Raw genomic sequence first — 26,625 nt, forward strand, 5'->3', positions numbered from 1 at the left:
CAATAATGCCGGGGATCATTCGTGCAGCGGTACTGCCGGAAGCAGTATTGCCGGAGAGATTAGACCAGCGTGACGCCGGTAGCCTGGGGGCCCTTGGCGCCCTGGCCGATCTCGAACTGAACGCGCTGGTTCTCGTCGAGGGTCTTGAATCCGCCGGTCTGGATCTCGGAGTAGTGAACGAAGACATCGCCATCGGAGTCATCCGGGGTGATGAAGCCGAAGCCCTTTTCAGCGTTAAACCACTTGACGGTTCCCTGTGCCATTTAATTCTCCTCATTGTGGATCTTGAAGAAGTCCGGCGCACCTTGCACCGGGCTTGGTCACTCTGCGAGAAGAACCTTGGCTTCCGCCCGGATTGACCGGGCCTTGGCGGCAGGAGCTTCACGCTCGCAACATGTCTTGCGAGCATGAAAAACACCTACACAAAGACTGGTACAAGAATTTCATGCCGCCTGCGTCAGGTCAACGGGCCCGGCGCATAATTCCAGAAATTTTATGTAAAAGGTTCATGAACGAGATCCCGGCCGCAGAAAGCGTTCGGAACCGCCGCTGCGCCGAAAGACACATTAGGAAAGCGGTGCCAGCCATTCCCCGCAGCGCATTACGCGGTAAAGGCCGAGTCCGGAATTGACGACGACGGCGTCGGCCCGAAGCCCGCCGCGCAGGGAGCCCAGTTCGGCGCCGAGCCCGAGGACCGCGGCGGGGACCGCCGTGGCCGAGCGGACGGCGTCGGGCAGCGGCACACCGGCGGCGACGGTGCGGCGGACGACGTCGAGCAGCGTGGCGGTGCCGCCGGCGAGGGCGCCGCCGGGGTCGAGGCGGGCGACGCCGGCCGAGACGGTGACGGCGGAGCGGCCCAGGCTATAAGCGCCGTCGGGCAGGCCGGCGGCGGCCATCGAATCGGTCACCAGCGCGATGTTGGCGGCGCCGGCCAGTTGGAACACCGTGGCGACCATGGCCGGGTCCAGGTGCGTGCCGTCGGCGATCAGTTCAAGCACGGCCTCGCCGGATGCGGCGCTGCGCAGGCACGCGGAGACAGGGCCCGGTGCCCGGTGATGCAGGGGCGGCATGCCGTTGAACAGGTGGGTCACCGTGGGCCGCGTGCCGCGCACGGACGACGAGGTGCGCAGTGCCGCCGCGGCCGAGCGGAGCGACGCCGCGGCGGTGGCGTCGTCGCAGTCGGTATGGCCCAGCGAGGGGACCACGCCGTGCCCGGCCAGCATCGGGACGAGTCCGTCCGCTCCGGAAAGCTCGGGGGCGAAGCTCATCGTGGCGAGGGTGCCGCGTGCGGCGGCTACCAGCTCGGCGAGGAGTCCCGGATCGGGATCGCGCAGGAAGTCCGGGTCCTGCGCACCGCACCGTGCCGCGGCGAGGAAGGGGCCCTCCAGATGGATTCCGGCCAGCAGGCCCTCCTCGCTCAGTCCGGCGAGCAGGGCGATTCCGTGCAGCAGCGACTCCCGGGAGGCGGTCACGAGGCTGGCGAGCAGGGTGGTGGTCCCGGAACGGTGCAGGAAGTCGATGGCACGCCGCGCCGGGGCCTCCGCGCCGCCGGGGAAGTCGCCGCCGTACGCGCCGTGGCAGTGCAGGTCCACCAGTCCCGGAAGGATGAGGGCGCCGGGCGGCAGCTCCGGGGCCGGCGCGTCACCGAACCCGGCGGTCCCGGGGCTGAATCCGGCGGCGGGGCCGGCGTACGCGATCCGCCCGCCCGCCACGGCCAGGACGGCGTCGTGCTGCACGGCACCATCGCTGACCAGCGTGCCGTAGAGCAGGTGGCGGCCGGCCGGGGTGAGGTTCATGCTCAGAGTCTAGGGCGGGTCAGCCGGGAGGGCCCTAGAAGAGGCGGGACTCGCTGTCGTCGACGCCGCGCATGGCGTCGTAGTCCAGGGTGACGCAGTCGATGCCGCGGTCGTTCGCCAGCACCTTGGCCTGCGGCTTGATCTGCTGGGCGGCAAAGATGCCGCGCACCGGCGCCAGCAGCGGATCGCGGTTCAGCAGCTCAAGGTAGCGGGTGAGCTGCTCGACCCCGTCGATGTCGCCGCGGCGCTTGAGTTCGATCGCCACCGTGGCGCCGTTGGCGTCGCGGGCCAGGATATCCACCGGGCCGATCGCGGTGAAGTATTCGCGGCGGATCAGTGAGAAGCCGGCGCCGAGGGTCTCGATCTGCTCCGCGAGCAGCCGCTGCAGGTCCGCCTCGACCCCGTCCTTGATCAGTCCGGGGTCCTGGCCCAGCTCATGGGAGGTGTCATGCAGCTGTTCGTGGATGTTGATGATGAGCCGGTCATCGGTCTTCGCGGACTGCACCGTCCACTGCTCGACGACGCCGACTTCGACGTCGACCTCGTCCGGCGTGGAGACGCGCAGGCTGGCCGGAGGACTCATCCAGTTCAGCGGCTTGTAGGATCCGCCGTCCGAGTGGACCAGGACCGAACCGTCGGCTTTGACCAACAGGAGCCGGGTGGCGAGCGGAAGATGGGCTTTGAGCCGGCCGACATAATCAACGGAGCAACGGGCTATGACTAAACGCACCCGGTCAACACTACCGCCTGATGCGGTGCTCCCGGGAGCCGTGGCGGCCTCCTGGTGGCGGGGGAGCGGCCGGGCTGGGGCAGAATGGAGTCATGCCCCGTTCCAACCGACCCCGCCGAGCCGCGTCGGGCCACACCCCCGGAGGGAAGGGCGCAGGGAAGGGCGCAGGGAAGGGCGCAGGGAAGGGCGCAGGGAAGGGCGCAGGGAAGGGCGCAGGGAAGGGCGCCGGCAAGCACGCCGCCGGACCCGCGCCGGAACTGGACCTGGAGCGCGCCCGGACCGGGATCGCAAGGCGGGAGAGCGCCCCCGACGGCGAATGGATAGTCCGCTCGATCTCCGCCAGTCGGGCCGGAAAGACCTACATCTGCCCCGGATGCTTCACCGCCGTGCCGCCGGGCACCGCGCACCTCGTCGTCTGGTCCGAGGACCACATCTTTGGCGCGGCCGCCGGCCTGGCCGAGCGCCGGCACTGGCACTCGAACTGCTGGACCTCGCGCAGCTACCGGTACCGCTGAGCAGCTTCGCAGGGGGCCAACTGAAACGGCCAACCGTGCCCGGTTTCGCTAAGCTGGAGGGCATGACTTTCGACCCGGCGTCCTATGTGTTCAGCCAGCCCACCGCGCCCACCGCAATCCGTGCATCGACCGTGCTGCCGGCGCACCGCGAAAACGTGGAACTTCGCACCGCGGACGGACACCGGCTGGTTGGCGAACTGGCGCTTCCCGAGTCGGGGGAGATCAAGGCAACCCTGATTACGCTGCACCCGTTGCCGACCCACGGCGGCTTCATGGACTCGCACGTCTACCGGAAGGCGTCCTACCGCCTCCCGGCCCTCGCCGGCATCGCGGTGCTGCGGTTCAACACCCGCGGGACCTCTTCACCGCGCGGAACCAGCCAGGGTTCCTTTGAGGAAGGCATCGGCGAACGGCTCGACGTGGAGGCGGCGGTGCGCTTCGCCGTCGAGCGCGGGCTGCCCAACCGCTGGCTGGTCGGCTGGTCCTTTGGCACCGAACTCGCACTGATGTACGGCGCCACCGAACCTGTGGCCTCCGCAATCGAGGGCGCCATCCTGCTCTCGCCCCCGCTGCACCGCGCCACGGACGTCCATCTCAAGGAGTGGGCCGCCTCCGGCAAGCCACTGAAGGTCCTGGTTCCGGAGCACGACGACTACCTGCAGCCGGTGGCCGCCGCCGAGCGTTTCAGCCTGGTGCCGCACGCCGACGTCGTGGGCGTCGACGGCGCGAAGCACCTGTGGGTGGGGGAGAAGTACGCCGGCCGGGTGCTCAACGAGATCGTGGCCGAGGTGCTCCCGGGCGGCAGCAGTGCCCTGCCCGAGGAGTGGGCAGGGCCGGTGGCCACCGCCCACGCCTGAGCCGGTAAACGCTAGTGCTTGTCCTGGCGGACGATGAAGATTTCCTTAACCAGCAGCATGATCGCCGCGGCCGTGGGGATGGCGATCAGGGCGCCAAGCACGCCTAGGACGCTGCCGCCGGCGATCACCGAGATCACGGCGACCGCGCCGGGGACTGCGACTGCCTTCTGCATGATGCGCGGCGAGATGAAGTACGCCTCGAACTGCAGGTAGGCGAAGTAGCAGATCGCGAAGACGACGGCCGTCTGCCAGCCCGCGGTGAGGGCGATCAGGGTGACCAGGACGCCGGCGATCATGCCGCCGACCAGGGGGATGAAGGCGAGCAGGGCCACAACGAACGCGAGCAGCAGGGCGAACGGCACCCCCACAATCGACATCACGATGAAGGCGAAGGTGGCGTTCAGCAGCGCCACGCAGACCTGGCCGATCACGTAGTTGCCGACCGATCCGGTGATCTCCTCGGACAGCGCCTCGACGCGCGCGCGGCGGGACCGCGGGGCGAGCCGGTAGCCCCACTTCTTCATGGCCGGCATGGCCGAGAGGAAGTAGAGGCTGAGGACCAGGACGATCAGGGCGCCGAACAGGCCGTTCGCCACGGTGGAGCCGAACCCGACGACGCCGCCGAAGATGCCGCTCATGGCCTCCGGGTTGTTGACGAACTTCTCGAGTTCCTGGCTGATCCGGTCGCGCACGCCGAACTGGCTGTCCACCGTGCGGAAGAAGTCGGAGTCGATGAAGTCCTGGATCCAGTGCGGCGCTTCCTGGACGACCTGCGTCACCTGCTGGACGATTGTGGGGATCAACGTGGCGAAGAAACCGGTGACGGCCAGCGCCAGCACGGCGACGGAGACCAGGATTCCGGCCGGCCGCGGCACCTTTTTGCTTTCCAGCCAGCGCACCACGGGATCCAGGCCGAGCGCAATGAACAGTGCGGTGACGATCCAGAGCAGCAGCTGGGTGGTGTTGGAGCCGATCCAGTAAACCAGCAGGGCCGCGCCCACGCCGACCGTCCCCATGAAGCCGACGTACAGCGGGTGCTGGGACGACATCCGCGGACCGGGAGCGCCGAACTTTGCGGTGCTCTCGTTGTCCGGGGCGGGTGCGGCTTCCTCGTCGTGTTCGGGCGGCATCTCGAAACGCAGGCGCGGCTGGGCACCGGGCAGCGGCTGCCGCAGGCGGCGCGCCATCGAAATCAGGAAGCCCGCCGCGGCCGCGCGCGGCGTCGAGGGCTGCGGGGCCGGCTCGTGCGGGCCGTGTGGCTGGCTGGCGGATTCCTGGCTTGCGGGGTGTCCTGCGGGGGACACATCCGTGGGTTCAGTCACTGCGTTGAAGGCCCTTTTTCTCCGAAAATTCCCTGCAAAACCGCGGTTGCGGGCCGGGTGTGATGATCACCGCAAACACTATCAGCAGCCTTGCGAACTGGCGGGCCAGCAGCGCCTCATGAGGCCGCTGAGGGGCTTGACAAAGACCCCGATCTGACTCTCAGGTAACAAAACGGTTACTCTTAAAGCTACGTGTCCGCTGATGATAGGTAATATTTTGCGTTTCAAGACTGCAGTCGCACTTGTGCTGCTCGGCCTCCTGACACTGCTGGCCGGAATCGGCCAGAAGACGGTTTGGGCTCCGGCCGAGACCGTCACCGCCACCGCACCCACGGGCGGCACCGCCGCCCCGTTGACCGTCTTCGACGAGAAACTGCGAACCCTGCACGGCGGCACGGTGAAGATCCACGTCAAGGGGGAGGGCAACTTCATCCTCGCCGCTGGCCGGCCGGACGACGTCGATGCGTGGGTTGGGAAGACCGCCCACAACACCGTTTCCGGTGTCTCGGACGACGGCAAGTCGCTGAAGCTTGACCACGCCGACGGCGACGCCAAGGCGCCGTCCCCGGCAGGCTCCGACCTGTGGGTCACGACGGAGAACGCCAATGGCGAGCTGGACTACTCCTGGACGGCGCCGGCGGACGGGGACTGGGCGCTGCTGCTCGCCTCCGACGGCTCCAAGCCCGCCCCCTCGTCGATTTCGATGACGTTCCCGAACGACACGTCCACTCCCTGGGCCGTTCCGTTCATGGTCCTGGGCGGCCTGCTGATCCTGGCCGGCGCTGCCTTGCTACTGATCAAGCCGGCGCGGGACAACAAGGGCAACGCCGGCGACGGCGGTGCAGCCGGCGGCTCCGGCGGGGGCACTCCGAAGGGCAGCTTGTTTGCACAGCGCGCGCGGGCCAAGGCCAAGGCAAAGGTCGCCGCCACGGACGCCGGCGGTGCCCCGGGCGCCGCCCCGGCCCGCGACAGCAGTGTTGAACGCGTTGTTGCCCCGTCAGCCTTCCGCCGCCGCTCCGGCGTTGCGGTAGCGTTGCTGACCGCCGCCGCGGTAGCGGGCACGGGCGTCGCGGCGCAGGCCAGCCAGGGTCCCTCGCCCTCGCCGAGCAGTTCCTCGCCCACGGCTGCAGGCCAGGATGCCGATGCTCCGGTCCTGCTGGACGCGCAGTTCCGGCGCATCCTTGAGCAGGTCGCCAGCGCCGTCGACGCCGGCGACGCGGCCAAGGACGCCGCCAAGCTCACGCCCCGGGTAGGGGCGACCGAGCTTGAGGTGCGCAAGCAGAACTACAAGATCCGTTCCAAGGTGGGGAGCTACGAGCCCCGGATGCCGGTGCGCGCCACGAAGCTCCTCACCACAGTGGTCAGCAACAAGCGCGACTGGCCGAGGTCCGTCATGGCGGTGACGCAGGGCGACGGCAACGTGGTCCCGCAGCTGCTGACCCTCGTGCAGGCCTCCCCGCGGGAGAACTACAAGCTGGTCGGGGCTACCCCGCTGCAGCCGGGCACCACCTTCCCGGGTATCAACCGCGGGGGCACCGAAACCCTGGCGGCCTCGGACAAGTCCGGGCTGCTGTACAGCGGCCAGGAGGCGCTGTCCGGGCTGGCCGACCGGCTGACCAAGGCTGACTCCAGCTTCAAGGACAAGCTCACCGAGGGGCAGTCCTCGCCGTACATTGCCGACACCCTGGCGTACCAGAAGGACGTGGTGAAGTCGGGCACGAACGGCAAGTTCAGCTTCAGCCACAAGGTTGTTCCTGAGGACACCGTGGTGTTCCGCACTGCCGACGGCGGCGCCCTGGTCCTGGGCCGTCTGGACTTCGCCTTCGACGGGACGCCGAAGAACTCCGGCGACAAGCTGACGATCGGTAACGACGCCGCGGCCCTGGCCGGAGGCAAGGAGACGAGCACGGGTATGGTCCTGAGCTTCGCCGAAGCCGTGGCCGTCTACGTCCCGCCGACCGGCTCCAAGGATCCGATGAAACTGGTTGCCGCCACCCGCGGCCTGGTCGGGGCAAAAATCAAGTAGCCACTGTCCGGCCGGCACCCCGGCCGGAGCCACACCGCAACGACCGGGCCGCAATCGCGGCCCGGTCGTTGCTGCGTGGGGCGTAGTGGATAGAGTGGAGCTATGACTTCGCCAGCTTCCCGCCCGGTCCCTCCAGCTGCAGCCAACCCGCTCAATCTGCGGGGCGCCGTCGACCTCTCCTCGCTGAAGCAGCGCCCCGCGCCGCCGGCGGGCGCCGGGGCGGGCCGGCCGCCGGCCCCGGGGGCTGCCGGCACGGCCCCCGGTGAACCCGGGGGCGGTTCCACCGGTACGCCGCTGCGCGTGGACGTCACCGAGGCCAACTTCCAGGAGCTCGTGGACCTGTCCGCCCAGGTTCCGGTGGTGATTGCGCTGTGGGCCAGCTACTCGCCCGGGTCCGCGCAGCTCGTGGATGTGCTGGAGCAGATCGTCGAAAGCTACGAGGGCCGGCTGGTCCTCGGCGCCGCCGACATTGAAGCCTTCCCGCAGCTCGCGCAGGCGTTCCAGGTGCAGGCTGTTCCGACCGCCGTCGCGCTGGTCAAGGGCCAGCCCGTGCCGCTGTTCCAGGGCGGCGCCGAGGAGCAGCAGGTGCGCAGCCTCTTTGACGAACTCCTCAAGGTTGCGGGGGCCAACGGCGTGACCGGCCGGATCGGAGCCGGCGGACCCGGGGCCGCCGAGCCCGAGGCTCCGCCGCTGCCGCCGCTGCACCAGAAGGCGTTCGACGCCATCGAGGCCGGCGACTACGCCGGCGCTGCCGCGGCTTACCGGCAGGCGCTGACCGAGATGCCCGCCGACGCTGAGGCCAAGGCCGGCCTGGCGCAGGTCGAGCTAATGGGCCGCCTGCAGGCACTGTCCGCCGCGGAAACGGACGCACTCCGCGGCCGTGCCGCCCAGGAGCCGGACAGCCTGGAGGCCCAGCTCGCCGTCGCCGACCTGGACATTGCCGGCGGCCACGTCGAGGACGGCCTGGGCCGGATCGTGACGTTCATCGGCCGGAACTTCGGCCCTGAACGGGAAACCGCCCGGGTGCGCCTGCTGGAGCTTTTCGACGTGGTGGGAACATCCGATGACCGCGTCGCCAAGGCCCGGCAGAACCTCGCGCGGGTGCTGTTCTAGTGGGCTCCGCGCTGTTTACCCCGCTGGAGCTGCGCTCGCTGCGGCTGGAGCACCGCGGCTGGGTCTCGCCGATGTGCCAGTACAGCTGCGAACCCGACACCGGTGAGGGCGTGCCCAACGACTGGCACCTGATGCACCTCGGCTCCTTCGCCACCGGCGGAGCCGCCCTCATCCTGACCGAGGCGGCCGCCGTTAACGCGGCCGGGCGGATCAGCCCCCGGGACGTCGGGCTCTACAACGACGCCCAGGCCGAGGCATGGGAGCGGATCGTCTCCTTCGTGCACCGCCACGGGTCCGCGAACGCCAAGATCGGGACCCAGCTGGCGCACGCCGGGCGCAAGGCCTCCTCCTACTGGCCGTTCTCCGGCAAATCCGGCACCGTGCCCGCCTCCGAAGGCGGCTGGAACACCCTGGGCCCGGGCACCGGCGCCTTCGACGGCTACGCCCCGCCGTCGGCCATGACAGAGCAAGAGATCGACGGCGTGATCGCCGACTTCACCGCCGCCGCCGTCCGGGCTGTCGGCGCCGGCTTCGACACGATCGAGATCCACGGCGCCCACGGCTACCTGCTGCACCAGTTCCAGAGCCCGCTGGTCAACGACCGGACCGACAGCTGGGGCGGGGACGAGACCGGGCGCAATCGGTTGACCCTGGCAGTGATCGACGCCGTCCGGGACGTCATCCCGGACTCGATGCCGCTGCTGCTGCGGATCTCCGCCTCCGACTGGGCCGACGGCGGCGTCGACGCCGAAGCCTCGGTGCGGTTGGCCCGCGCAGCCGGCGAACACGGGGTGGACCTCGTGGACGTCTCCAGCGGTGGGGCCGTGGCGCACCAGTCGATCCCGGTCGGCCCCGGCTACCAGACCGGATTCAGCGCCCGGATCCGGCGCGAAGCCGGTGTCCGGACCGGGACTGTGGGGCTGCTGACCTCGGCAGGACAGGCCGAGCACGCCGTCGCCACGGGGCAGGCCGATGGCGTGTTCATCGCCCGTGCCGCGCTGCGGGACCCGCACTGGTGGCTGCGTGCCGCCTTCGAACTGGGCCACGAGCTGGCTTGGCCGCCGCAGTACGAACGGGCCATCCCGCGGCACACGTTTTAGGCGGCCGCGGCGGTTAGTCTAACGTCATGACTTTCGAACAACCGCACGTCCCGGCGCTGGCCCTGCGCGGGCTGGCCAAACGCTTCGGCACCAAGATCGCCGTCGACGGCATCAGCCTCGACGTCCCGGCCGGCTCCTTTTACGGGATCGTCGGCCCCAACGGCGCCGGCAAGACCACAACGCTGTCGATGGCCACCGGGCTGCTGCGGCCGGATTTCGGCACCGCACTGGTCCACGGGGTAGATGTCTGGCAGCACCCGCTGGAGGCCAAGAAGCTGATGGGGGTGCTGCCGGACGGGGTCCGGCTCTTCGACCGGCTGACCGGCGAGCAGCTGGTGACCTACGCGGGCCTGTTGCGCGGCATGGACCGGGAGGTGGTGGCGTCGCGGGTGGCGGAGCTGCTCGCCGCACTGGACCTCAGCCAGGACGCCGGCACGCTGGTGGTGGACTACTCCGCCGGCATGACCAAGAAGATCGCCCTCGCCTCGGCGCTGATCCACGCGCCCCGGCTGCTGGTGCTGGACGAGCCGTTCGAATCGGTGGACCCGGTCTCCGCCGCCAACATCCGTGACATCCTGGACCGCTACGTCGCGTCCGGGGGCACGGTGATCGTTTCCAGCCACGTCATGGACCTCGTGCAGCGGATGTGCGACCACGTCGCCGTCGTGGCCGCCGGCCGGGTGCTGGCCGCCGGCAGCGTGGACGAGGTGCGCGCGGGCGAGTCGCTTGAGGACCGCTTTGTCCAGCTGGTGGGCGGCCGCAGCCATACGGAAGGGCTGGAATGGTTGCGCACCTTCTGAGGCTCAAGCTCACCCTGCTGCGCAACAGCCTCCGGCGCAGCCCCTGGCAGTTGGTGGGCCTGGGCATCGGGGCGCTGTACGCCCTGGGCATTGTGGGGCTCGGCGTCGCCGGGCTGTTGCTCCTGCGCCAGGCCGACGTCGCGACGGCGCAGACGGTGGTGGTGCTGGGCGGCGCCGCCGCGGTCCTGGGCTGGGCGGTCATTCCGATTGTGGCGTCCGCCGCGGACATGACGCTGGACCCGGCCAGGTTCACGACCTTTGCCGTGCCGATGCCGCAACTGCTGGCAGGACTGGCGCTGGCCGGGCTGATCGGCATTCCGGGGGCGGCGACGACGCTCGTGGCGCTGGCCACCGTGGGCACCTGGTCCCGTGGCTTCCTGGCCGCGGCCGGTGCCCTGGCCGGCGCGGTCCTCGGCGTGCTCACGTGCGTCGTGCTCTCCAAGGTGGTCACTGCCGGCACGGTGAGCCTGGCCAGTTCCCGGCGCTTCAAGGACGTCAGCGCGGTGGCGTTCCTGATCCCGTTGGTGTTGATGGGGCCAATTGTGGCCGGCGTCGCCCGCGGAATCGCCGGCAACGCCGAGTTTGTGACTGAGCTGGCGCGGGTCCTCGAATGGACGCCCGCCGGGGCAGCCTGGGCCCTCGGTGGAGAGCTTGCCGCCGGCCACTTTGGTCCGGCCGCGCTCAAGCTGCTCATCGCCGCCGCCACCCTGGCGGCCCTTGCCTTGTGCTGGAAGTTCCTGCTGCAGCGCGCGCTCGTCACACCGCCCTACGCCGGGACCGCCAAAAAGAAAGCATCAGGGCTGGGGCTGTTCGCCCTGGTTCCGGCCACCCCCACGGGGGCCATTGTTGCGCGCTCGCTGAGCTACTGGCTGCGCGATCCACGCTACGCCGGCGCCCTGGTGGTGGTGCCGCTGCTGCCGGTGCTGCTTTTCTTCCAGGCCAGCCAGACAGGGTTCTACGGGATCCTGCTGTTCGTCGGTCCGCTGACCGCCTTCCTGCTCGCCTGGTCCATCGCCTCGGATGTCTCCTACGACAGCACGGCCTTTGCCCTGCACGTCTCGGCCGGCGTGCGCGGCCTGCACGACAGACTCGGAAGGGCCGTGGCGTGCCTGGTCTTCGCTTTGCCCGTCGTGTTGGCCTTCAGCGTCCTGCCGATGTTCTTCACCGGCGACTGGTCGCTGTTGCCCGGCATCCTGGGCCTGGCCCTGGGGGTGCTGTTCACCGGGCTGGGTCTGTCCTCCGTGGTCTCGGCGCGCTACACCGTGCCCGTGCCGCTGCCCGGCGACAGCCCGTTCAAGAAGCCGCCGGGCAACGTGGCACAGACCCTTGCCGTGCAGTTCGGCGGCATGGCGGTGCTGCTGCTGCTGGTGAGCCCGGAGCTGGCGCTGGTGGCGCTGCAGCTCGCGGGCGGCAGCGCCGTGCCGGGCTGGATCTGCCTGCTCCTCGGCCCGGTGCTGGGCTTCGCGCTGTTCATCGCCGGGGTGCGGCTGGGCGGCAAATGGTTTGATTCGCGCACCCCGGAACTGCTGGCGCAGCTGGCCGTCAACCGCTGACCGGGTCTGACGGCCCGGGCCCGTGCGGGCCGGAGTGGGATAGCCTGCCGTCATGGAAGTCGTGATCCTTGCCGGCAGCAGGCCGATTGCCGCGCTCGCCGCCGACGCGATCGAGGCCCTGCTGCGGCGCAAGCCCGACGCCGTCCTGGGCCTGGCCACCGGATCGTCGCCGCTGCCGGTGTACGAGGAGCTCGCACAGCGGCATGAGCGCGGCGGCCTCGACTTCAGCCGTGCCCGGGCCTTCATCCTGGACGAGTACGTCGGGCTCCCGGCGGGGCACCCCGAGTCCTACCGCGAAGTCATCCGGCGCGAATTCACCGGCCGCGTGAACATCAGCCCGGACAACGTCCGCGGACCCGAGGGGGAGGCCGGCGACATTCCCGCGGCCTGCCGGACGTACGAGGACGCGATCAGGGCCGCCGGGGGAGTGGACCTCCAGCTCCTCGGGGTGGGCACGGACGGCCACATCGGCTTTAACGAACCGGGGTCCTCGCTCGCGTCCCGGACCCGGATCAAAACCCTGGTCGAGCAGACGCGGCGGGACAACGCCCGCTTTTTCGGGAGCCTGGCTGAGGTGCCGCACCACGTCCTCACCCAGGGCCTCGGGACCATCCTGGACGCCCGGCATGTGATCCTCCTCGCCACCGGCGCGCAGAAGGCACAGGCCGTCCGCGACTTCGCCGAGGGACCGGTGGCCGCCATCTGCCCGGCGTCGGTCCTGCAGTTGCATCCCCACGTCTCCGTCCTCCTGGACGAGGCGGCGGCCTCCTCGCTCCGACTCGCCGATTACTACCGGCACAGCTTCGACGGCAAGCCGCGCTGGCAGGGCCTGTAACGACGGCAATCCGTCCCACGCCGGAATCCGCCGTCGAGATTCCGTCCGTACCAGCGGCTAAGATGGATGTCATGACCAGCATGACGGATCCCCTCGAAAACGACCCGATGCGTGAGCTCTCCGGAGCCGGGACGTCGACGGCTACGATTGAGCGCGAGGAACTGCGCCAGGAAGTGGAGCCGGGCGACCGGGAGCGCTTCTCGCACTACGTGCGCAAGGAAAAGATCATGGAATCCGCGCTGTCGGGCGAACCCGTCATAGCCCTTTGCGGCAAGGTGTGGACGCCGGGCCGGGATCCGAAGAAGTTCCCGGTCTGCCCGGAGTGCAAAGAGGTCTACGAGGGCCTCCGCCCGGGCGGCGACGGCGGAGACTCCGGGAAATAGGGCCATCGAATTAGGCCACCCGCAGCGGGCTGGGTCCGTTGGGGCTGCCGGCGCCGTGCCGGCGCTGCCGCCCCGCGCTGCGGGATCCGCCGCGTTCCTGCTGTCCGGTTCATCCGAAAAAGATTGGTGTTTTTGTGCTTAATTGGGTTTCTCCGGAACCGGCTGACGTGCGCGGAGGGGAGGACTCCTAAGTGACAGAGACACTCTTTGGCGGACCCGTGCTGCCGCCCGCGTATCCCGAGCGGGCCGCGTGGGGTACCGCCCCGAAGCTGCGCGCCTGGCAGCAGGAAGCACTGGACAGCTACTTCGGCGGCCACCCCAAGGACTTCCTGGCGGTCGCCACCCCCGGAGCCGGCAAGACCACGTTCGCTTTGCGCGTGGCCTCGATGCTGATCGAGGCCGGCGTGGTGAACCGGGTGACGATTGTGGCCCCGACAGACCACCTCAAGCGCCAGTGGGCCGACGCTGCCGCGAAGGTCGGCATCGCGATCGACCCGAACTTCAAGAACGCTGACGGCCAGCACGGCCGCGGCTTCATCGGCGTCGCGGTCACCTACGCCCAGGTGGCCAGCAAGCCGATGCTGCACCGGGCCAAGACCGAGGCGGCGCGCACGCTGGTGATCCTCGACGAAATCCACCACGGCGGCGAAGCGCTGTCCTGGGGTGACGGCCTGCGCGAGGCCTTCGATCCCGCGGCCCGGCGCCTGTCCCTGACGGGTACCCCGTTCCGTTCGGACACCTCGCCGATCCCGTTTGTCGAGTACGCCGAGGACCGCGACGGCATCCGCCGCTCCAAGGCCGACTACACCTACGGCTACGGCAAGGCCCTCCGCGACCATGTGGTCCGCCCGGTGATGTTCATGGCCTACTCCGGCCAGATGCGCTGGCGGACCAGCGCCGGGGACGAGATGGCCGCCTCCCTGGGCGAAGCCGCGGTCACCAAAGACATCACGTCCCAGGCCTGGCGGACGGCATTGAACCCGGCCGGCGAATGGATCCCGGCCGTGCTGGCCGGGGCGGACAAGCGCCTCAGCGAGGTGCGGCGCACCGTGCCCGACGCCGGCGGCCTGGTGATTGCCACCGACCACGACGACGCGCGGGCCTACGCCGGCCAGTTGAAGAAAATCACCGGCGAATCACCCACCGTCATCCTCTCCGACGACGCGAAGGCCTCCAGCAAGATCGAGGAGTTCTCCGCCGGCGACAAGCGTTGGATGGTTGCGGTCCGTATGGTCTCCGAAGGCGTGGACGTCCCGCGGCTTTCCGTCGGCGTCTACGCGACCTCTACGTCGACCCCATTGTTCTTCGCCCAGGCCGTGGGCCGCTTCGTGCGTGCCCGCAAGCGCGGCGAGACGGCGTCGGTGTTCCTGCCCTCCGTGCCGCAGCTGATGGCGCTGGCGAACTCCATGGAAGCCGAGCGCGACCATGCCCTGGACCGGCCGGAGAAGGAAGACGCCGACGGGCTGTTCAATCCCGAGGACTCGCTGATGGACGAGGCGAACCGCGAGGAGAAAGCCTCCGACACCCTGATGAAGGGCAAGTTCGAGGCGCTCGACTCGCAGGCCTCCTTCGACCGCGTGCTGTTCGACGGCGGCGAGTTCGGGACCGGCGGCGAGGTGGGCTCGGAGGACGAGCTGGACTTCCTCGGCATTCCCGGCCTGCTCGACGCCGAACAGGTCGGTACCCTGCTGCGCCAGCGCCAGCACGAACAGCTCAACCGCAAGAACAAGCGGGCACCCCAAGCCGCCGCCGAGGCCGTGCCGGCCGTGCCGGACCACCGAATGCTGATGGACCTGCGCACCGAGCTGGCCAAGAACGTCGCGGCCTGGTCCGCCCGGACCGGAACCCCGCACGGCGTCATCCACACCAAGCTCCGGACCGTGTGCGGCGGCCCGGCCGTCGCCCAGGCCAACGAAGAGCAGCTGCAGACGCGGCTGCGGAAGCTTCAGGACTGGTTCATCGGCCGGAAGTAGCCGCCGGAAGCTGCGGCCGCGCCGGCCCGCAGGGCAAAACACGCCACAAAAAAGGGACCGGGGTAACCGGTCCCTTTTAATGCCGCTGGCCCTGCCTTACTGGGCGGCGCCGCAGGTCTGGGAGAATTTCTGGCCGGCCGCGGTGTACTCGGCCTTCAGCTCCTCAAGCTTGGCCGAGTCGGTGTCCTTCTTCGCGGCCTCATCCAGGTAGTCCAGGATCGACTGCAGCGGGGCCTGCAGCTCCTCGGAGGCCTTCGCCTCGATGGGCCGGATCTGGTTGGCCAGCCGCGTCATACCGAACTTGTCCGAACTGGACGTCGGCGACGAGGTGATGGTCTTGATGCGGGCGCAGGTTTCCTCACTGGTCATCTGCGGGGTGGCAGTGCAGGCGGCTGCACCGAGCAGGGTACCGGCAGCGATCAGGACGGTCAGGGTCTTCTTCATGGTGTACTCCGGGAATTTACGGGTCCGACGTTACTGGCAAGGATTTCGAGTCTACTGTGCGGCTCGAGGCGGCGACGAGCTCAGGCGATGTCGACGCCGCCGAACTCCATCTCGGCGAAGGCGTCGTCGAGATCCTCGGCGATCCCCACCGTGAGCCCGCGCGGCACGGTGACGGAGTAGCCGGCCTGGACGGCGTCCAGGGCGGTGGCCTTCACACAGTGGTCGGTGGCGATGCCCACGACCACCACTTCCTCGACGTCGTGGCTCTGCAGCCAGTCGTCCAGGCCGATGGCATCCTCGCCAGCGGCGAGATCACTGCCGGCTGCGGCACCGGCGTCGACGGCGCCGCCCATCGGCAGCGAACCGGGCGCACGGTCGCCGGTGGGGACGGCGTCGTCCGGGGCCAGCAGCCCCTCGAAGCCCGAGTAGGCCGCGGTGAACTGTCCCTTGCGGAAGTAGGCCTGGATGTATTCGGTGTCCAGGTCCGGGTGCAGCTCCGCGCCGCGGGTGCCCGCGACACAGTGCGGCGGCCAGCTGTCGACAAAGTCGGGCTGCTCCGAGAAGTGCGCGCCCGGCTCGATGTGCCAGTCCTGGGTGGCCACGACGTGGTCGAACTGCCCGTGGTGGGCGTCGACGTATTCGCTGATCTCGGCCGCCAGGGCCGCTCCGCCCTCGACCGGGAGCGCCCCGCCCTCGCAGAAATCGTTCTGCACGTCAACGATGATCAAGGCACGTGACATTCAGTCCTCCTCGTAGATGGTGGGGATGGCTGCTTCGCCGCGCTGGAGCCGGTTGACCACGGCCGGGAGCTCCTTCATGCTGTCGGCGTGGCGCTGCCGCGCCCGAACGACGCCCTCGGGCCCGGTCCAGCCGGGCAGCAGCTCGCCGTTCTTGATGAACTGCTGCAACAGCTGCCGGTCGTTGCCGTCGTCGTCCGGGTGGTGCCCGATGCCGACGATTTCCTGGCTGGCGGTGCCGCGCTCGTTGAGCCTGCGCAGCGCGTATTTGCGCCCGCCCTTGCTGGTCTTGTTCTTGGCCGCCTTGGCTACCGGAACGAACGCGCCGGAGTCGTCGGTGCGGCTGACCAGCTTGTAGACCATGCTCGCCGTCGGAGCGCCGGAGCCGGTCACCAGCGAGGTGCCGACGCCGTAGGAGTCCACCGGGGCGGACTGGAGTGCGGCAATGGCGAATTCGTCGAGGTCCGAGGTGACGATGATCCGGGTGTTCTCGTTGCCCAGCTGGTCGAGCAGCTGCCGGACCCACTGCGCCTGCGCCACGAGGTCGCCGGAATCCAGCCGGACCGCGCCCAGCTTGTCGCCGGCCAGTTCGACGGCGGTCCGGACGGCCGCTTCGACGTCGTAGGTGTCCACGAGCAGCGCGGTGCCGGCACCCATCGAGGCGATCTGCGCCTCAAAAGCCTCGCGCTCGGTGTCGTGCAGCAGGGTGAAGGAGTGGGCGGCGGTGCCCACCGTCTTGATCCCGTAGCGCCGGCCGGCCTCGAGGTTTGAGGTGCTGTCGAAGCCGGCGATCACGGCGGCGCGTGCGGCCGCGACGGCGGATTCCTCCTGCGTCCGGCGGGAGCCCATTTCGACGCAGGGCCGGGTGCCAGCGGCCGTGATCATGCGGGAGGCCGCGGACGCGATGGCGCTGTCGTGGTTGAGGATCGAGAGGATGTACGTTTCGAGGATGCAGGCCTCGGCGAAGGTGGATTCGACGATCAGAATGGGGGAGTTGGGGAAATATGCTTCGCCCTCGGCGTAGCCCCAGATGTCGCCCGAGAAGGAGAAATTGGCCAGGTACTCCAGGGTTTCCTCGTTGACCACCTTGGTCCGGCGCAGGAAGTCGATCTCGGCGTCGCCGAAGCGGAAGTCCGCGATCCCCTCCAGCAGCCGGCCGGTGCCCGCCACGATCCCGTAGCGCCGGCCGTCCGGCAGTCGCCGCGCGAAGGCTTCGAACACCGACTTGCGGTGGGCGGCGCCGGAATGCAGGGCGGCCTGCAGCATGGTCAGCTCGTAGTGGTCGGTGTACAGGGACGTGCGGGGATGGTCCCAGCCAGCTGAGGTGCTCACAAATTCACTCTAGTCCCCACCGGCTCCCACGTCTCGCTTCGCTTCGCCGCGGGGCCCTCGCCGGTGTGGGCCCACCCACCGGCTCCCACGTCTCGCTTCGCTTCGCCGCGGGGCCCTCGCCGGTGTGGGCCCAGCCACCGGCTCCCACGTCTCGCTTCGCTTCGCCGCGGGGCCCTCGCCGGTGTGGGCCCAGCCTCCCCATAGAATGGACAGATGACCCTCAGTGTTGCGCTCGGCCCTGACACCCAGGAGAGCACCCAGACCGGAACGGCGTCGTCGACCGACGTCCTGACCGCCCCGGACATCCCTTGGAACCTCGTGATCTGGAATGATCCGGTAAACCTGATGAGCTACGTGAGCTACGTCTTCCGCAGCTACTTCGGCTATTCCGAGGCGAAGGCCAACAAACTCATGCTGGAGGTCCATAAAAAGGGCCGCTCCATCGTGGCGCACGGCAGCAAGGAGCAGGTCGAGCAGCACGCGGTGGCGATGCACGGCTACGGCCTGTGGGCCACCGTGGAGAAGGCCAGCAGCGGCCACGGCGGCAACGGATCAGGCAAGGGCAAGGGAAAACGTGGCTAAGGCGTTCAAGTACGGACTCAAGGGCATCACGGGCTACCTGGAGCCGGCCGAGCGGGACCTGCTGCGCAGTCTTTTCGACGACGTCGTTTCCATGCTGGAGCCGGAGGAACGGGCCAACCAGGATCCGCTGGCGGCGCTCGTCGGGCTGGACACAGAAGCCCGCGAGCCGTCGGACCGCGCCCTGCGCCGGCTGCTGCCCAATGTCATGAAGGACGATGACAAGGCCTCCCTGGAGTTCCGCCGGTACACCGAGCGTTCGCTGCGGGAGAGCAAGATCGGCGCGTTGAAGGCTGCAGCCCTTGGCCTGGACAAGGACGAGCTGGTGCTGACGCCCGCGGACGCCCGGCACTGGTCCACCGCGCTCAACGACGTCCGGCTGGTGCTCGCCGAGCGGCTCGACATCCGGGACGACGCTGACGCCGAGCACGTCCACCGGATGCAGGACTGGTCGCAGGCTGAGGACGTCGAAAGCTACCTGGCCCTGGTCTACAACTTCACTACCTGGCTGCAGGAGTCCCTGGTCCAGGCGATGCTGGCCTCGCTCGAAGCCTAGGCCCGTGTGACCCATTAGACACGAGTCGCTCGACACAATGTGATGGCCGCGCCTATGGCAAAGCCCTATCCTCGAATAATCATGACTTCAGCATCGAGCACGGATCCGGCAGCGGAAGCTGCGGCGGAGACCGCAGCGGGCAGCACCGGGGATGCCCGGCCGGGGGAGCGCCCGATCGGCGTCTTCGATTCCGGCGTCGGCGGCCTCACGGTGGCACGGTCCATCATCGACCAGCTGCCCAACGAATCCATCCTGTACGTCGGTGACACCGCCCACGGGCCGTACGGTCCGCTGCCCATCGCCGAGGTCCGCGCCAATGCGCTCGGCGTGATGGACGAACTGGTCGATTCCGGCGTCAAGCTGCTCACCATCGCCTGCAACTCGGCGTCCGCCGCCGTGCTCCGCGACGCGCGAGAACGGTACACCGCCCGCTACGGGATCCCGGTGATCGAAGTGATCCAGCCGGCCGTCCGTCGTGCGGTCGCGGCCACCCGCAACGGCCGGATCGGCGTGATCGGCACCTCGGCCACGGTGGGCTCCCGCGCCTACGAGGACACCTTTGCGGCAGCACCGGACCTGGACATCACCTCGGTGGCCTGCCCGGCCTTCGTCTCCTACGTGGAGGCCGGCATCACCACCGGGCCGGAACTGCTCGCCGTCGCCCGCGAATACCTGGCCCCGCTCACGGCGGCAGGCGTGGACACCGTGGTGCTGGGCTGCACCCACTACCCGCTGCTTACCGGTGTGATCTCCTTCGTCCTCGGTGAGGACGTCACGCTCGTCTCCAGCGCGGAAGAAACCGCCAAAGACGTGTACCGTGCGCTCGCTTCGCGCGGCCTCGAGCGCACCGGCACGACCGCCCCGGAGTACAACTTCATCGCCACCGGCGACGCCGCGCAGTTCGAGCACCTCGCCCGCCGTTTCCTCGGCCCCGAGGTCCTCAGCGTCCGCCACGTGGACCACGTGGCCGCGCAGTACCCCACCGGCAGCCTCGCCCGGATCACCCCGGAAATGATCGCCGCCGCGCAGGCCGGCGCCGGCCGGCCGCGGATCTCCAACTTCGTCTCCACCGATTTTGTCGCCTCCGACGCGCCGCCGCTGACCGGCCTCCGGAGGTCCGGCCTGTGAAGCTGACCATCGTGGGCTGCACCGGGTCCTTTCCCGGACCCGGCTCGCCGGCGTCGTGCTACCTGCTGACCGCGCACGACGGCGAGCGGAGCTGGAAGATTGTGCTGGACCTGGGCAGCGGAGCACTTGGCGCCATCCAGCGGTACACCGACCTTGAGGACATCGACGGGATCTTCCTGACGCACCTGCACCCGGACCACTGCATGGACCTGTGCGGGCTGCACGTCGCGGTTCGCTGGAAGCCGGGCGGCTGGGGACGCGGCCGGATCCCCGTCTGGGGGCCCGCCGCCACTGCGGACCGGATGGCCACGGCCTACGGCCTGGATCTGGACCCGGGCATGCACGAGGAGTTCGACTTCAGCAACTGGTCCGAGCGCAAGCCCGTGACCATGGGCCCGTTCACCGTGACCCCGTTCGCGGTGAACCACCCGGTCGAGGAGGCCTACGCCCTGCGGGTGGAGGTCACCGAACCGGACAAGGACGGCACCCCGGTTACCCGGGTGCTGGGCTACTCGGGGGACACCGACTCCTGCGGCGGCCTCGAGGACGCGGCCCGGGACGCGGACCTGTTCCTCTGTGAGGCAGCGTTCGAGGAAGGCCGCGACGACGGCATCAAGGATGTGCACCTGACCGGCAAGCGAGCCGGCGAAGCGGCCGTGGCTGCCGGGGCGCGCAGGCTACTGCTGACCCACATCCCGGTCTGGACCTCCCCGACAAAGGTGATGGCGGAGGCCAAGGAGGTCTTCGGCCAGCACGTGGCCGTCGCCGTCGCGGGCGTGCACTACACCGTCTGAACTGACGCCGTGGGCGGCGCGCACCGCCAAGTCGATATGCTGGAAGGCATGACTTCCGAAGCCCTTACTGCCCCCGTCATCCGCGCCGATGGCCGCACGCCCGACCAGCTCCGCCCGATCAGCATCACCCGTGGCTGGTCCAAGCAGGCCGAAGGTTCCGCCCTGATCGAGTTCGGCAACACCCGGGTGCTCTGCACGGCGTCGCTGACCGAGGGCGTGCCGCGCTGGCTCAAGGGCGAGGGCCGCGGCTGGGTCACCGCCGAATACGCCATGCTGCCGCGGGCCACCAACACCCGCTCCGCCCGCGAGTCCGTCAAGGGCAAGATCGGCGGCCGCACGCACGAGATTTCCCGCCTGATCGGCCGCTCGCTGCGCTCCATCATCGACACCAAGGCCCTCGGCGAAAACACCATCGTGCTGGACTGCGATGTCCTGCAGGCGGACGGCGGCACCCGCACGGCCGCCATCACCGGCGCATACGTCGCCCTCGCCGAAGCCATCCGCTATGCACGCGAGAACAAGCTGATCGCCCGCAACGCCCAGCCGCTGGTGGACACCATCGCGGCCGTCTCGGTGGGCATCATCGACGGCGTGCCGATGCTGGACCTGCCGTACGTGGAGGATGTCCGCGCCGAGACCGACATGAACGTCGTGGTCACGGGATCGGGCAAGTTCGTCGAGGTCCAAGGCACCGCCGAGGGCGCGCCATTCGACCGCGACGAGCTCAACAAGCTGCTGGACCTGGCCCTGCTCGGCACGGAGCAGCTCGCCGCCATCCAGCGCGAAACCCTGGCCGAGGCCCCGTGAGCGGCGCCCCGTCAGGCAACCAGCCGAACCCGCCGGTCCTGGTACTCGCGACCCACAACCAGGGCAAACTGCGGGAACTGCGCGAACTGCTGCGCGGCCAGCTGCCCGGACTCGACGTCGACACGCAGGTGGTGGACGCGGGCGCCGTCGGTGCCCCCGACGTCGTCGAGACCGGCGTGACCTTCGCGGAGAATTCGCTGCTCAAGGCCCGGGCGGTGGCGGAGGCCACGGGCCTCGTCGCGATCGCCGATGACTCAGGCCTGGCGGTCGACGTCCTGGGCGGCGCCCCGGGCATCTTCTCCGCCCGCTGGGCAGGCCGGCACGGGGACGACGCCGCGAACCTGCAGCTGCTGCTGGACCAGCTTTCCGACGTGCCTGACGAATACCGCGGCGCGGCCTTTGTCTGCGCGGCGGCACTCGCCGTGCCTGGCCTGGCCGGCGAGGAAGCGCGCGAAGTGGTGGAGTACGGCCAGCTGGAAGGCACGCTGCTGCGGGAACCGCGCGGGGCGGGCGGCTTCGGCTACGATCCGGTGCTCCAGCCAAGCGGCCTGGACCGCAGCTGCGCCGAACTCAGCCCGGCGGAGAAAAACGCGATCAGCCACCGCGGCCATGCGTTCCGGGCGCTGCTGCCGGCGATCGTGGAGGCCCTGGCCGGCCGGTAGCGTCTCTGCGCTGGATAGCGTCTGCGCTGGACAACGTAAAAGGATGGCGCCCCACACTGTGGGGCGCCATCCTTTTGGGCCGCGGCGGGGGAGCGCAGCGGCCGGGGAGAACCGGGGGCTACGGGGTCTTGCGCTCTTCCTCGGGTTCGTGCTCCTCGATGAATTCCTCGACCAGCCCGGTGCCGTACTTTTCGGCCTGGCGCTTGGCGATGAGGCCACGGATCACTTCAATGCCGATCGGGATGACCGAGAGCAGCACGATCGCGATGAAGATGATGTCCAGGTTGTCCCGGACCCACGGCACCTTGTCGCCCAGCAGGTAGCCCAGCAGGGTCACGCCGCCGCCCCACAGCACGGCGCCGATCACGTTGTAGATGAAGAACTTGCGCTTGCTCATCTGGGCCACGCCGACGATCACCGGGACAAAGGTCCGGATGATGGGGACGAAACGGGCCAGGATGAGCGCCTTGCCGCCGTGCTTCTCGAAGAATGCGTGGGCGCTCTCGACGTTCTCGCGCTTGAACAGCTTGGAATCTGGCTTGTTGAAGATGGCCGGACCGGCCTTGGAACCGATCAGGTAGCCGGCCTGGTTGCCGATGATCGCGGCAACGACGATCAGCGCGGCAAACGCCCAGATGTTGAACTTGATGGTGTCCGTCGCGACGAGCAGCCCGGCGGTGAACAACATCGAGTCACCGGGCAGGAAGAAGCCGATCAGCAGCCCGGTTTCGGCGAAGATGATGCCGCAGACCAGGACCACGACCCACGGCGCGAGGGCAGGGTCGGCCAGGAAAACCTGGGGGTTAAGCCAGTCGGGCAGGAACGAGGCCAGGTGCGGCTGGACCGGTCCGGCGCCTCCGAAGGTGGTCACGGCGAAGTCGTGCAGGGTGTAAGGGTTCACCTATCTAGGGTACTTGACCGGGTGCAGCCGGTTCCGGCGCTAAAGTTGGAGCGTGGGTTTGGACTTTACAGCGATCGACTTCGAGACTGCGAACGGCTTCCGCGGTTCGCCGTGCGCCGTCGGCCTGAGCAAGGTGCGCGGCGGCGTCGTCGTCGAAGAGGCCTCCTGGCTGATGCGGCCGCCCGCGAACCACGACGCCTTCGACCACCACAACGTCCGCATCCACGGCATCCGGCCCGAGCAGGTCGCCGGCCTGCCGCGCTTCGGTGAACTGTTCCCCGAGATCGGTGCCTTCATCGGCGACGACGTGCTGGCCGCCCACAACGCCGCCTTCGACCTGGGCGTGATCCGTTCCGGGCTGGAGGTCTCCGGGCTGCCCGGCCCCGCCTACGACTACGTCTGCACCGTGATGCTGTCCCGGCGCTGCTACTCGCTGGTGTCGAACTCGCTGCCGTACGCCGCCGAGGAGGCCGGCGTGCCGTTGCTCAACCACCACGACGCCGCCGAGGACGCCCGGGCCTGCGCCGGCATCCTGATCGACATCGCGGCCCGCAACGGCGCCGCCAGCATCGCGGAACTGTACCTCTCGCTGGGGCTGGCCGTGTCCCGCCAGCCTGCCTTCGATCCGCGGCGCGACCCGCTCTCCAAGGCCACCAGGTCCGCCCTCGAGGCGCTCGCCGCCGGACAGGGCGCGGCTCCGGCCACCCGGCCGTTCCGTCCCGCTTGGCCGGACGAGGGCGCCAACCCCGTGCCCAACGCCGGGGCCGAACCGGACCACCCGCTGTTCGGACAGACCGTGGTGTTCACCGGAGAACTCGCGATTCCGCGGCCTGAGGCAAAACTGCGCTCCGCCGAACTGGGGGCCCGGCCCGAGAGCCGCGTCACCGCCCGCACCACGGTGCTGGTGGTGGGGGACGGCTTCGTCGCGGCCGACCTGCGTTCGGGCCGGCTGACCGGCAAGGCGCGCCGGGTCCTGGAACTGCATGACCGCGGCCAGCGGATCGAGGTCCTCTCGGAGGGGGAGTTCCTGCAGATGGTGGGCGGCCACGTTCACTCCCTGACGTAGGCGCTAGGTCATACGGCGCAACAATCATTTCGCCCGGGATCGGTCCGCTCCTAGCCTTGAACGATGAGCAAACTGATCTCTTCACCCGCCCGCGCAGCAGAGGCTCCCGCCGCTGACCGGCACGGCGGAATCGACTGGGCCAAGGTCTTTGCCTTCCCCAATCCGGTGAACGAGTACTCCGCGCGGATTACCGCGGCGCTCGTGGTGCTGCTGTCCCTCGTGACGCTCCTGACCGGCTCCGGCTGGGGGCTGGCGGTCATCGCCGCCGGTTTCTGGCTGCGGGTGCTGTTCGGGCCGCGGATTTCGCCCTTCGGCGTGCTCTCGGTGAAGGTCCTGACTCCGCTGCTGGGGAAGAAGCGGCTGGTTCCCGGGCCACCGAAGCGCTTCGCCCAAGGCATCGGAGCGGCCCTGTCCACGGCGGCTGCCATCCTTTTCGCCGCGGGCCTGGCGCCGGTGGCCTGGGTCCTGCTCGTGGCCCTGATCGCCGCCGCCTCGCTGGAGGCCTTCGCCGGCTTCTGCCTCGGCTGTGCGATCTTCGGGCTGCTGCAGCGCCGCGGACTCATCCCCGAGGATGTCTGCGAAGCCTGCAACAACATTTCGCTCAGGCGCCCGTAACCGCCGCCAGCCGTGCGGCCATGCCCCGAATGACGTCGGGGGCCTCGAGGGCCGCCAGCCAGTCCGCCGGCAGGCATTCTTCGCCGTAGTGCGCGCCCAGGATGTTCCCGGCGATCGAGGCGGTCGAATCGCTGTCGCCGCTGTGGTTCACCGCCACAGCGATCGCTGCCCGGAAGTGCTCCTCGGGGCTGGCGGCCGCCGACGTCGTCGCCGGTGCGGTGGCCAGCACGGCATACACGCCGACGGCGAGTGCCTCCTCGGCAACCCAGCCTTCGCCCAGTTCCCGCACCAGTTCCTCCGCGCCGAGCAGGCCCCCGGAACCTCCGCTTCCGGCCCCGGGCGCTGCCGCCGCGGCCAGGCGCAGGGACGCCGTCAAGCGGTCGACCAGGGCCGGATCGGGCTCCTCACCCTTCGGCAGCGGGCCGTCCTGGAGCTGCGAGAGCGCGGCGCCAGCCGCCTCATGCAGGTCCTTGCCGCTGACCAGCGCATGGATCAGCAGGCTGAACACGCCGGCGCTCTGCCGGGCCGCGGGGTGCCCGTGGGTCAGCGACGCCGCGTCCGCACTCATCTTGTAGACCGCGTCCGCCGGGACGTAGGGGATGAGTCCGAACGGCGCCGAGCGCATCACCGTGCCGCAACCCTTGGACTCCGGGTTGACCGGCCGGTACACGGTTCCCATTTCCCCGGTGGCGAGGCCGCTGAGGCAGGCATTGCCCGGGTCGCGGCGGTGCCGGAGCACAGCGTGGCTGTCTATCCAGCGCGGCGGCTGGAAGGGGGCGGAGTCCGGGAGTGCCTCGCCCTGGCTGCCGAGCCAGCGCAGGTAGGCAAGCCAGAGGCAGGCATTCGTGTCCGCCGCCACGCCCGAGTTGGCCCACTCGAGTGCCTCCAGCAGGCCGTCCACCGTGTACAGAGTCATCTGGGTGTCGTCGGAGAAGTGGCTGACGCCGTCGAGCCCGGTGAAGTCCCGCAGTCCTTCCGGGCCGTAGGTGGCGCGGATCTCGTCGATTTTCGCGAATTCGACGGCGTAGCCCAGCGAATCCCCGAGCGCGCCGCCCAGCAGGCAGCCGTGGATGCGGGACTCATGGGTCGGCGCCGGGGCGGCCGCCGGGGTGCTGCCGGGCTCAATGCTCATACCTCCAAATTTACCCCGGTGCCCGGCCCGCACGGGAACGCGGCGCCCGGCTGAGCCGGGTAGGGTGCTGGTGGTGCCAGGTTCGTCATGGCCGCGGCCCCGGACAAAGGACGGACAAGGGAGAGTGATGCGCGAACCAGCGTGGCGGAAGACCGGCAGCACGCCCGACTACAGGTTTACGCTGGCCAACGAGCGGACCTTCCTGGCCTGGGTCCGGACCTCGCTGGCCCTGATCGCCGGCGCGCTCGCCATCGATCAGCTGGCGCCCAACATCGCCCCGGGGCCGGTGCGCATCGCCATCTGCGTCGTGCTGGCGGTCCTCGGCGCCGGACTGGCCGCGCTGGCCTACCACCGCTGGGGCCGCATGGAAGCCGCGATGCGCAACAACCGGGAGTTGCCCTACTCCGGGCTGATGCTGGTCATGACCGTCGGCGTCGCCGTCGCCGCGCTCACTATCGCCATCCTGATCTTGATCGCACGGTGACCGTACCGCCGCAGGGCCCCGGGCTGCAGCCGGAACGCACGACTTTGGCCTGGGGCCGGACGCTGCTGGCCCTCGTCGTCGCGGATTTGTTCATCTGGCGCACCTGGGCGCTGTCCGGCCCGGGGGACCAGGCCGCCGGCCGCTTCGACTCCCTCGGCCTGTGTGCCGCAGCGGCGCTCGGGTCCACGGTGGTCCTCTTTGTCTGCGTCCGGGTGCGCTCCCGGCAGCTGCGCAGCTCCACCGACGCGGCCCCGGCGGCGCTGATGATCAGCGCGACGGCGGCTGTCCTGGCGCTCGCCGCGAGTACGGTGGCGGCGATTGCGCTCGGGACGTAGCCGCCGCCCGGCACGGCGGGGCTCCAGCGAACACCCAGCCCCCGCTGGCA

General features: G+C 69.5%; 29 protein-coding genes. 20 read left to right on the forward strand and 9 right to left on the reverse strand.

The window, feature by feature from the left end; translation table 11 throughout:
• Positions 1 to 59: 59 nt before the first annotated feature.
• The 3 genes from AC1DH3_RS03625 to nucS all read right to left on the reverse strand — a co-directional run bounded on the left by AC1DH3_RS03625 (position 60) and on the right by nucS (position 2,526).
• Positions 60 to 263, reverse strand: a complete 204-nt coding sequence (locus AC1DH3_RS03625; RefSeq protein ID WP_011692441.1) for a cold-shock protein — start codon at positions 261 to 263, stop codon at positions 60 to 62.
• 303 nt (positions 264 to 566) lie between these two features.
• Positions 567 to 1,796 carry an N-acetylglucosamine-6-phosphate deacetylase gene (locus tag AC1DH3_RS03630; protein ID WP_476893310.1) on the reverse strand — a complete coding sequence of 410 codons (1,230 nt, stop codon included), beginning with the start codon at positions 1,794 to 1,796 and terminating at the stop codon, positions 567 to 569.
• 34 nt (positions 1,797 to 1,830) lie between these two features.
• Positions 1,831 to 2,526 carry an endonuclease NucS gene (gene nucS / locus AC1DH3_RS03635; RefSeq protein ID WP_476908589.1) on the reverse strand — a complete coding sequence of 232 codons (696 nt, stop codon included), beginning with the start codon at positions 2,524 to 2,526 and terminating at the stop codon, positions 1,831 to 1,833.
• Positions 2,527 to 2,618: 92 nt separating this feature from the next.
• Between nucS and AC1DH3_RS03640 the strand changes: the two genes are divergently transcribed.
• Together AC1DH3_RS03640 and AC1DH3_RS03645 are read left to right on the forward strand one after the other, a co-directional pair.
• Positions 2,619 to 3,041, forward strand: a complete 423-nt coding sequence (locus AC1DH3_RS03640) for an ATP/GTP-binding protein (protein ID WP_476908590.1) — start codon at positions 2,619 to 2,621, stop codon at positions 3,039 to 3,041.
• Positions 3,042 to 3,103: 62 nt separating this feature from the next.
• On the forward strand, positions 3,104 to 3,898 hold the full coding sequence (locus tag AC1DH3_RS03645) for an alpha/beta hydrolase (RefSeq protein WP_476908591.1): 795 nt from the start codon (positions 3,104 to 3,106) through the stop codon (positions 3,896 to 3,898).
• 11 nt (positions 3,899 to 3,909) lie between these two features.
• Here AC1DH3_RS03645 and AC1DH3_RS03650 read toward each other — a convergent pair whose 3' ends face one another.
• Positions 3,910 to 5,085: an AI-2E family transporter gene (locus AC1DH3_RS03650; protein WP_476908840.1), complete on the reverse strand. Its 1,176-nt coding sequence runs from the start codon at positions 5,083 to 5,085 to the stop codon at positions 3,910 to 3,912.
• Between the two features lie 337 nt (positions 5,086 to 5,422).
• Between AC1DH3_RS03650 and AC1DH3_RS03655 the strand changes: the two genes are divergently transcribed.
• From AC1DH3_RS03655 to AC1DH3_RS03690, 8 genes are all read left to right on the forward strand, one after another.
• The gene (locus tag AC1DH3_RS03655; protein ID WP_476908592.1) at positions 5,423 to 7,246 is read left to right on the forward strand and encodes a DUF8094 domain-containing protein; all 1,824 of its coding nucleotides are present in this window, start codon (positions 5,423 to 5,425) and stop codon (positions 7,244 to 7,246) included.
• Positions 7,247 to 7,348: 102 nt separating this feature from the next.
• Positions 7,349 to 8,359, forward strand: coding sequence for a co-chaperone YbbN (locus AC1DH3_RS03660; protein ID WP_441417366.1), 1,011 nt, complete (start codon positions 7,349 to 7,351; stop codon positions 8,357 to 8,359).
• The gene (locus AC1DH3_RS03665; protein ID WP_476908593.1) at positions 8,359 to 9,459 is read left to right on the forward strand and encodes an NADH:flavin oxidoreductase/NADH oxidase; all 1,101 of its coding nucleotides are present in this window, start codon (positions 8,359 to 8,361) and stop codon (positions 9,457 to 9,459) included. Before AC1DH3_RS03660 ends, AC1DH3_RS03665 begins: the two co-directional genes overlap by 1 nt.
• A 26-nt stretch (positions 9,460 to 9,485) precedes the next feature.
• A complete protein-coding gene (locus AC1DH3_RS03670) occupies positions 9,486 to 10,259 on the forward strand; it encodes an ABC transporter ATP-binding protein (protein ID WP_441417368.1) in 774 nt (257 codons plus the stop codon).
• Positions 10,241 to 11,812: a transporter gene (locus AC1DH3_RS03675; RefSeq protein WP_441417369.1), complete on the forward strand. Its 1,572-nt coding sequence runs from the start codon at positions 10,241 to 10,243 to the stop codon at positions 11,810 to 11,812. The genes AC1DH3_RS03670 and AC1DH3_RS03675 overlap by 19 nt, the downstream gene beginning before the upstream one ends.
• 52 nt (positions 11,813 to 11,864) lie before the next feature.
• The gene (nagB, locus tag AC1DH3_RS03680; protein WP_441417370.1) at positions 11,865 to 12,647 is read left to right on the forward strand and encodes a glucosamine-6-phosphate deaminase; all 783 of its coding nucleotides are present in this window, start codon (positions 11,865 to 11,867) and stop codon (positions 12,645 to 12,647) included.
• Between the two features lie 71 nt (positions 12,648 to 12,718).
• A complete protein-coding gene (locus tag AC1DH3_RS03685) occupies positions 12,719 to 13,030 on the forward strand; it encodes a DUF3039 domain-containing protein (RefSeq protein ID WP_441417371.1) in 312 nt (103 codons plus the stop codon).
• A 191-nt stretch (positions 13,031 to 13,221) separates the two neighbouring features.
• The gene (locus AC1DH3_RS03690; RefSeq protein WP_441417372.1) at positions 13,222 to 15,003 is read left to right on the forward strand and encodes a DEAD/DEAH box helicase; all 1,782 of its coding nucleotides are present in this window, start codon (positions 13,222 to 13,224) and stop codon (positions 15,001 to 15,003) included.
• 96 nt (positions 15,004 to 15,099) lie between these two features.
• Here AC1DH3_RS03690 and AC1DH3_RS03695 read toward each other — a convergent pair whose 3' ends face one another.
• From AC1DH3_RS03695 to AC1DH3_RS03705, 3 genes are all read right to left on the reverse strand, one after another.
• Positions 15,100 to 15,447 (reverse strand): hypothetical protein, encoded by a 348-nt coding sequence (locus AC1DH3_RS03695; RefSeq protein ID WP_441417373.1) that lies wholly within the window; start codon positions 15,445 to 15,447, stop codon positions 15,100 to 15,102.
• An 80-nt stretch (positions 15,448 to 15,527) separates the two neighbouring features.
• Positions 15,528 to 16,187 carry an isochorismatase family protein gene (locus tag AC1DH3_RS03700; RefSeq protein ID WP_441417374.1) on the reverse strand — a complete coding sequence of 220 codons (660 nt, stop codon included), beginning with the start codon at positions 16,185 to 16,187 and terminating at the stop codon, positions 15,528 to 15,530.
• The gene (locus AC1DH3_RS03705; RefSeq protein ID WP_441417375.1) at positions 16,188 to 17,516 is read right to left on the reverse strand and encodes a nicotinate phosphoribosyltransferase; all 1,329 of its coding nucleotides are present in this window, start codon (positions 17,514 to 17,516) and stop codon (positions 16,188 to 16,190) included.
• Positions 17,517 to 17,729: 213 nt separating this feature from the next.
• On the opposite strand from AC1DH3_RS03705, the gene clpS reads away from it, so the two are divergent.
• Genes clpS through rdgB form a run of 6 tightly spaced genes read left to right on the forward strand, consistent with a single transcriptional unit; the run spans position 17,730 to position 22,042 of the window.
• Positions 17,730 to 18,098 carry an ATP-dependent Clp protease adapter ClpS gene (gene clpS, locus AC1DH3_RS03710; protein WP_175322893.1) on the forward strand — a complete coding sequence of 123 codons (369 nt, stop codon included), beginning with the start codon at positions 17,730 to 17,732 and terminating at the stop codon, positions 18,096 to 18,098.
• Entirely contained in the window at positions 18,091 to 18,651 is a 561-nt protein-coding gene (locus tag AC1DH3_RS03715) for a DUF2017 domain-containing protein (RefSeq protein WP_441417376.1), read from the forward strand. The genes clpS and AC1DH3_RS03715 overlap by 8 nt, the downstream gene beginning before the upstream one ends.
• A gap of 42 nt (positions 18,652 to 18,693) precedes the next feature.
• Positions 18,694 to 19,779, forward strand: coding sequence for a glutamate racemase (gene murI / locus AC1DH3_RS03720; protein ID WP_441417377.1), 1,086 nt, complete (start codon positions 18,694 to 18,696; stop codon positions 19,777 to 19,779).
• The gene (locus AC1DH3_RS03725) at positions 19,776 to 20,573 is read left to right on the forward strand and encodes an MBL fold metallo-hydrolase (RefSeq protein ID WP_441417378.1); all 798 of its coding nucleotides are present in this window, start codon (positions 19,776 to 19,778) and stop codon (positions 20,571 to 20,573) included. Before murI ends, AC1DH3_RS03725 begins: the two co-directional genes overlap by 4 nt.
• Positions 20,574 to 20,621: 48 nt before the next feature.
• Positions 20,622 to 21,380: a ribonuclease PH gene (gene rph / locus AC1DH3_RS03730; protein WP_138768925.1), complete on the forward strand. Its 759-nt coding sequence runs from the start codon at positions 20,622 to 20,624 to the stop codon at positions 21,378 to 21,380.
• Entirely contained in the window at positions 21,377 to 22,042 is a 666-nt protein-coding gene (gene rdgB / locus AC1DH3_RS03735) for an RdgB/HAM1 family non-canonical purine NTP pyrophosphatase (RefSeq protein ID WP_441417379.1), read from the forward strand. Before rph ends, rdgB begins: the two co-directional genes overlap by 4 nt.
• Positions 22,043 to 22,160: 118 nt before the next feature.
• Here rdgB and AC1DH3_RS03740 read toward each other — a convergent pair whose 3' ends face one another.
• Positions 22,161 to 22,928, reverse strand: a complete 768-nt coding sequence (locus AC1DH3_RS03740; protein ID WP_476908841.1) for a VTT domain-containing protein — start codon at positions 22,926 to 22,928, stop codon at positions 22,161 to 22,163.
• Positions 22,929 to 22,995: 67 nt separating this feature from the next.
• Here AC1DH3_RS03740 and AC1DH3_RS03745 point away from each other — a divergent pair, with 67 nt between their 5' ends.
• Together AC1DH3_RS03745 and AC1DH3_RS03750 are read left to right on the forward strand one after the other, a co-directional pair.
• Entirely contained in the window at positions 22,996 to 24,009 is a 1,014-nt protein-coding gene (locus tag AC1DH3_RS03745) for a 3'-5' exonuclease (RefSeq protein WP_476908594.1), read from the forward strand.
• A gap of 63 nt (positions 24,010 to 24,072) precedes the next feature.
• A complete protein-coding gene (locus AC1DH3_RS03750; RefSeq protein WP_476908595.1) occupies positions 24,073 to 24,624 on the forward strand; it encodes a DUF4395 domain-containing protein in 552 nt (183 codons plus the stop codon).
• Here the strand turns inward: AC1DH3_RS03750 and AC1DH3_RS03755 are convergent.
• The gene (locus tag AC1DH3_RS03755; RefSeq protein ID WP_476908596.1) at positions 24,611 to 25,756 is read right to left on the reverse strand and encodes an ADP-ribosylglycohydrolase family protein; all 1,146 of its coding nucleotides are present in this window, start codon (positions 25,754 to 25,756) and stop codon (positions 24,611 to 24,613) included. The two genes, AC1DH3_RS03750 and AC1DH3_RS03755, sit on opposite strands and share 14 nt — an antisense overlap.
• A 127-nt stretch (positions 25,757 to 25,883) precedes the next feature.
• Between AC1DH3_RS03755 and AC1DH3_RS03760 the strand changes: the two genes are divergently transcribed.
• Entirely contained in the window at positions 25,884 to 26,240 is a 357-nt protein-coding gene (locus AC1DH3_RS03760; protein ID WP_476908597.1) for a YidH family protein, read from the forward strand.
• On the forward strand, positions 26,237 to 26,575 hold the full coding sequence (locus AC1DH3_RS03765) for a DUF202 domain-containing protein (RefSeq protein WP_476893325.1): 339 nt from the start codon (positions 26,237 to 26,239) through the stop codon (positions 26,573 to 26,575). The genes AC1DH3_RS03760 and AC1DH3_RS03765 overlap by 4 nt, the downstream gene beginning before the upstream one ends.
• Positions 26,576 to 26,625 lie beyond the last annotated feature (50 nt).

The organism is Arthrobacter sp. 05L428, assembly GCF_056397665.1.

Bases quoted from the DNA above. Each gene is read 5' to 3' on its own strand.
- AC1DH3_RS03625 (WP_011692441.1), bottom strand. From the start codon at position 263: ATGGCACAGGGAACCGTCAAGTGGTTTAACGCTGAAAAGGGCTTCGGC.
- AC1DH3_RS03630 (WP_476893310.1), bottom strand. From the start codon at position 1,796: ATGAACCTCACCCCGGCCGGCCGCCACCTGCTCTACGGCACGCTGGTC.
- AC1DH3_RS03640 (WP_476908590.1), top strand. From the start codon at position 2,619: ATGCCCCGTTCCAACCGACCCCGCCGAGCCGCGTCGGGCCACACCCCC.
- AC1DH3_RS03645 (WP_476908591.1), top strand. From the start codon at position 3,104: ATGACTTTCGACCCGGCGTCCTATGTGTTCAGCCAGCCCACCGCGCCC.
- AC1DH3_RS03650 (WP_476908840.1), bottom strand. From the start codon at position 5,085: ATGGCGCGCCGCCTGCGGCAGCCGCTGCCCGGTGCCCAGCCGCGCCTG.
- AC1DH3_RS03655 (WP_476908592.1), top strand. From the start codon at position 5,423: ATGATAGGTAATATTTTGCGTTTCAAGACTGCAGTCGCACTTGTGCTG.
- AC1DH3_RS03660 (WP_441417366.1), top strand. From the start codon at position 7,349: ATGACTTCGCCAGCTTCCCGCCCGGTCCCTCCAGCTGCAGCCAACCCG.
- AC1DH3_RS03670 (WP_441417368.1), top strand. From the start codon at position 9,486: ATGACTTTCGAACAACCGCACGTCCCGGCGCTGGCCCTGCGCGGGCTG.
- AC1DH3_RS03675 (WP_441417369.1), top strand. From the start codon at position 10,241: ATGGTTGCGCACCTTCTGAGGCTCAAGCTCACCCTGCTGCGCAACAGC.
- nagB (WP_441417370.1), top strand. From the start codon at position 11,865: ATGGAAGTCGTGATCCTTGCCGGCAGCAGGCCGATTGCCGCGCTCGCC.
- AC1DH3_RS03685 (WP_441417371.1), top strand. From the start codon at position 12,719: ATGACCAGCATGACGGATCCCCTCGAAAACGACCCGATGCGTGAGCTC.
- AC1DH3_RS03695 (WP_441417373.1), bottom strand. From the start codon at position 15,447: ATGAAGAAGACCCTGACCGTCCTGATCGCTGCCGGTACCCTGCTCGGT.
- AC1DH3_RS03700 (WP_441417374.1), bottom strand. From the start codon at position 16,187: ATGTCACGTGCCTTGATCATCGTTGACGTGCAGAACGATTTCTGCGAG.
- clpS (WP_175322893.1), top strand. From the start codon at position 17,730: ATGACCCTCAGTGTTGCGCTCGGCCCTGACACCCAGGAGAGCACCCAG.
- murI (WP_441417377.1), top strand. From the start codon at position 18,694: ATGGCCGCGCCTATGGCAAAGCCCTATCCTCGAATAATCATGACTTCA.
- rph (WP_138768925.1), top strand. From the start codon at position 20,622: ATGACTTCCGAAGCCCTTACTGCCCCCGTCATCCGCGCCGATGGCCGC.
- AC1DH3_RS03750 (WP_476908595.1), top strand. From the start codon at position 24,073: ATGAGCAAACTGATCTCTTCACCCGCCCGCGCAGCAGAGGCTCCCGCC.
- AC1DH3_RS03755 (WP_476908596.1), bottom strand. From the start codon at position 25,756: ATGAGCATTGAGCCCGGCAGCACCCCGGCGGCCGCCCCGGCGCCGACC.
- AC1DH3_RS03760 (WP_476908597.1), top strand. From the start codon at position 25,884: ATGCGCGAACCAGCGTGGCGGAAGACCGGCAGCACGCCCGACTACAGG.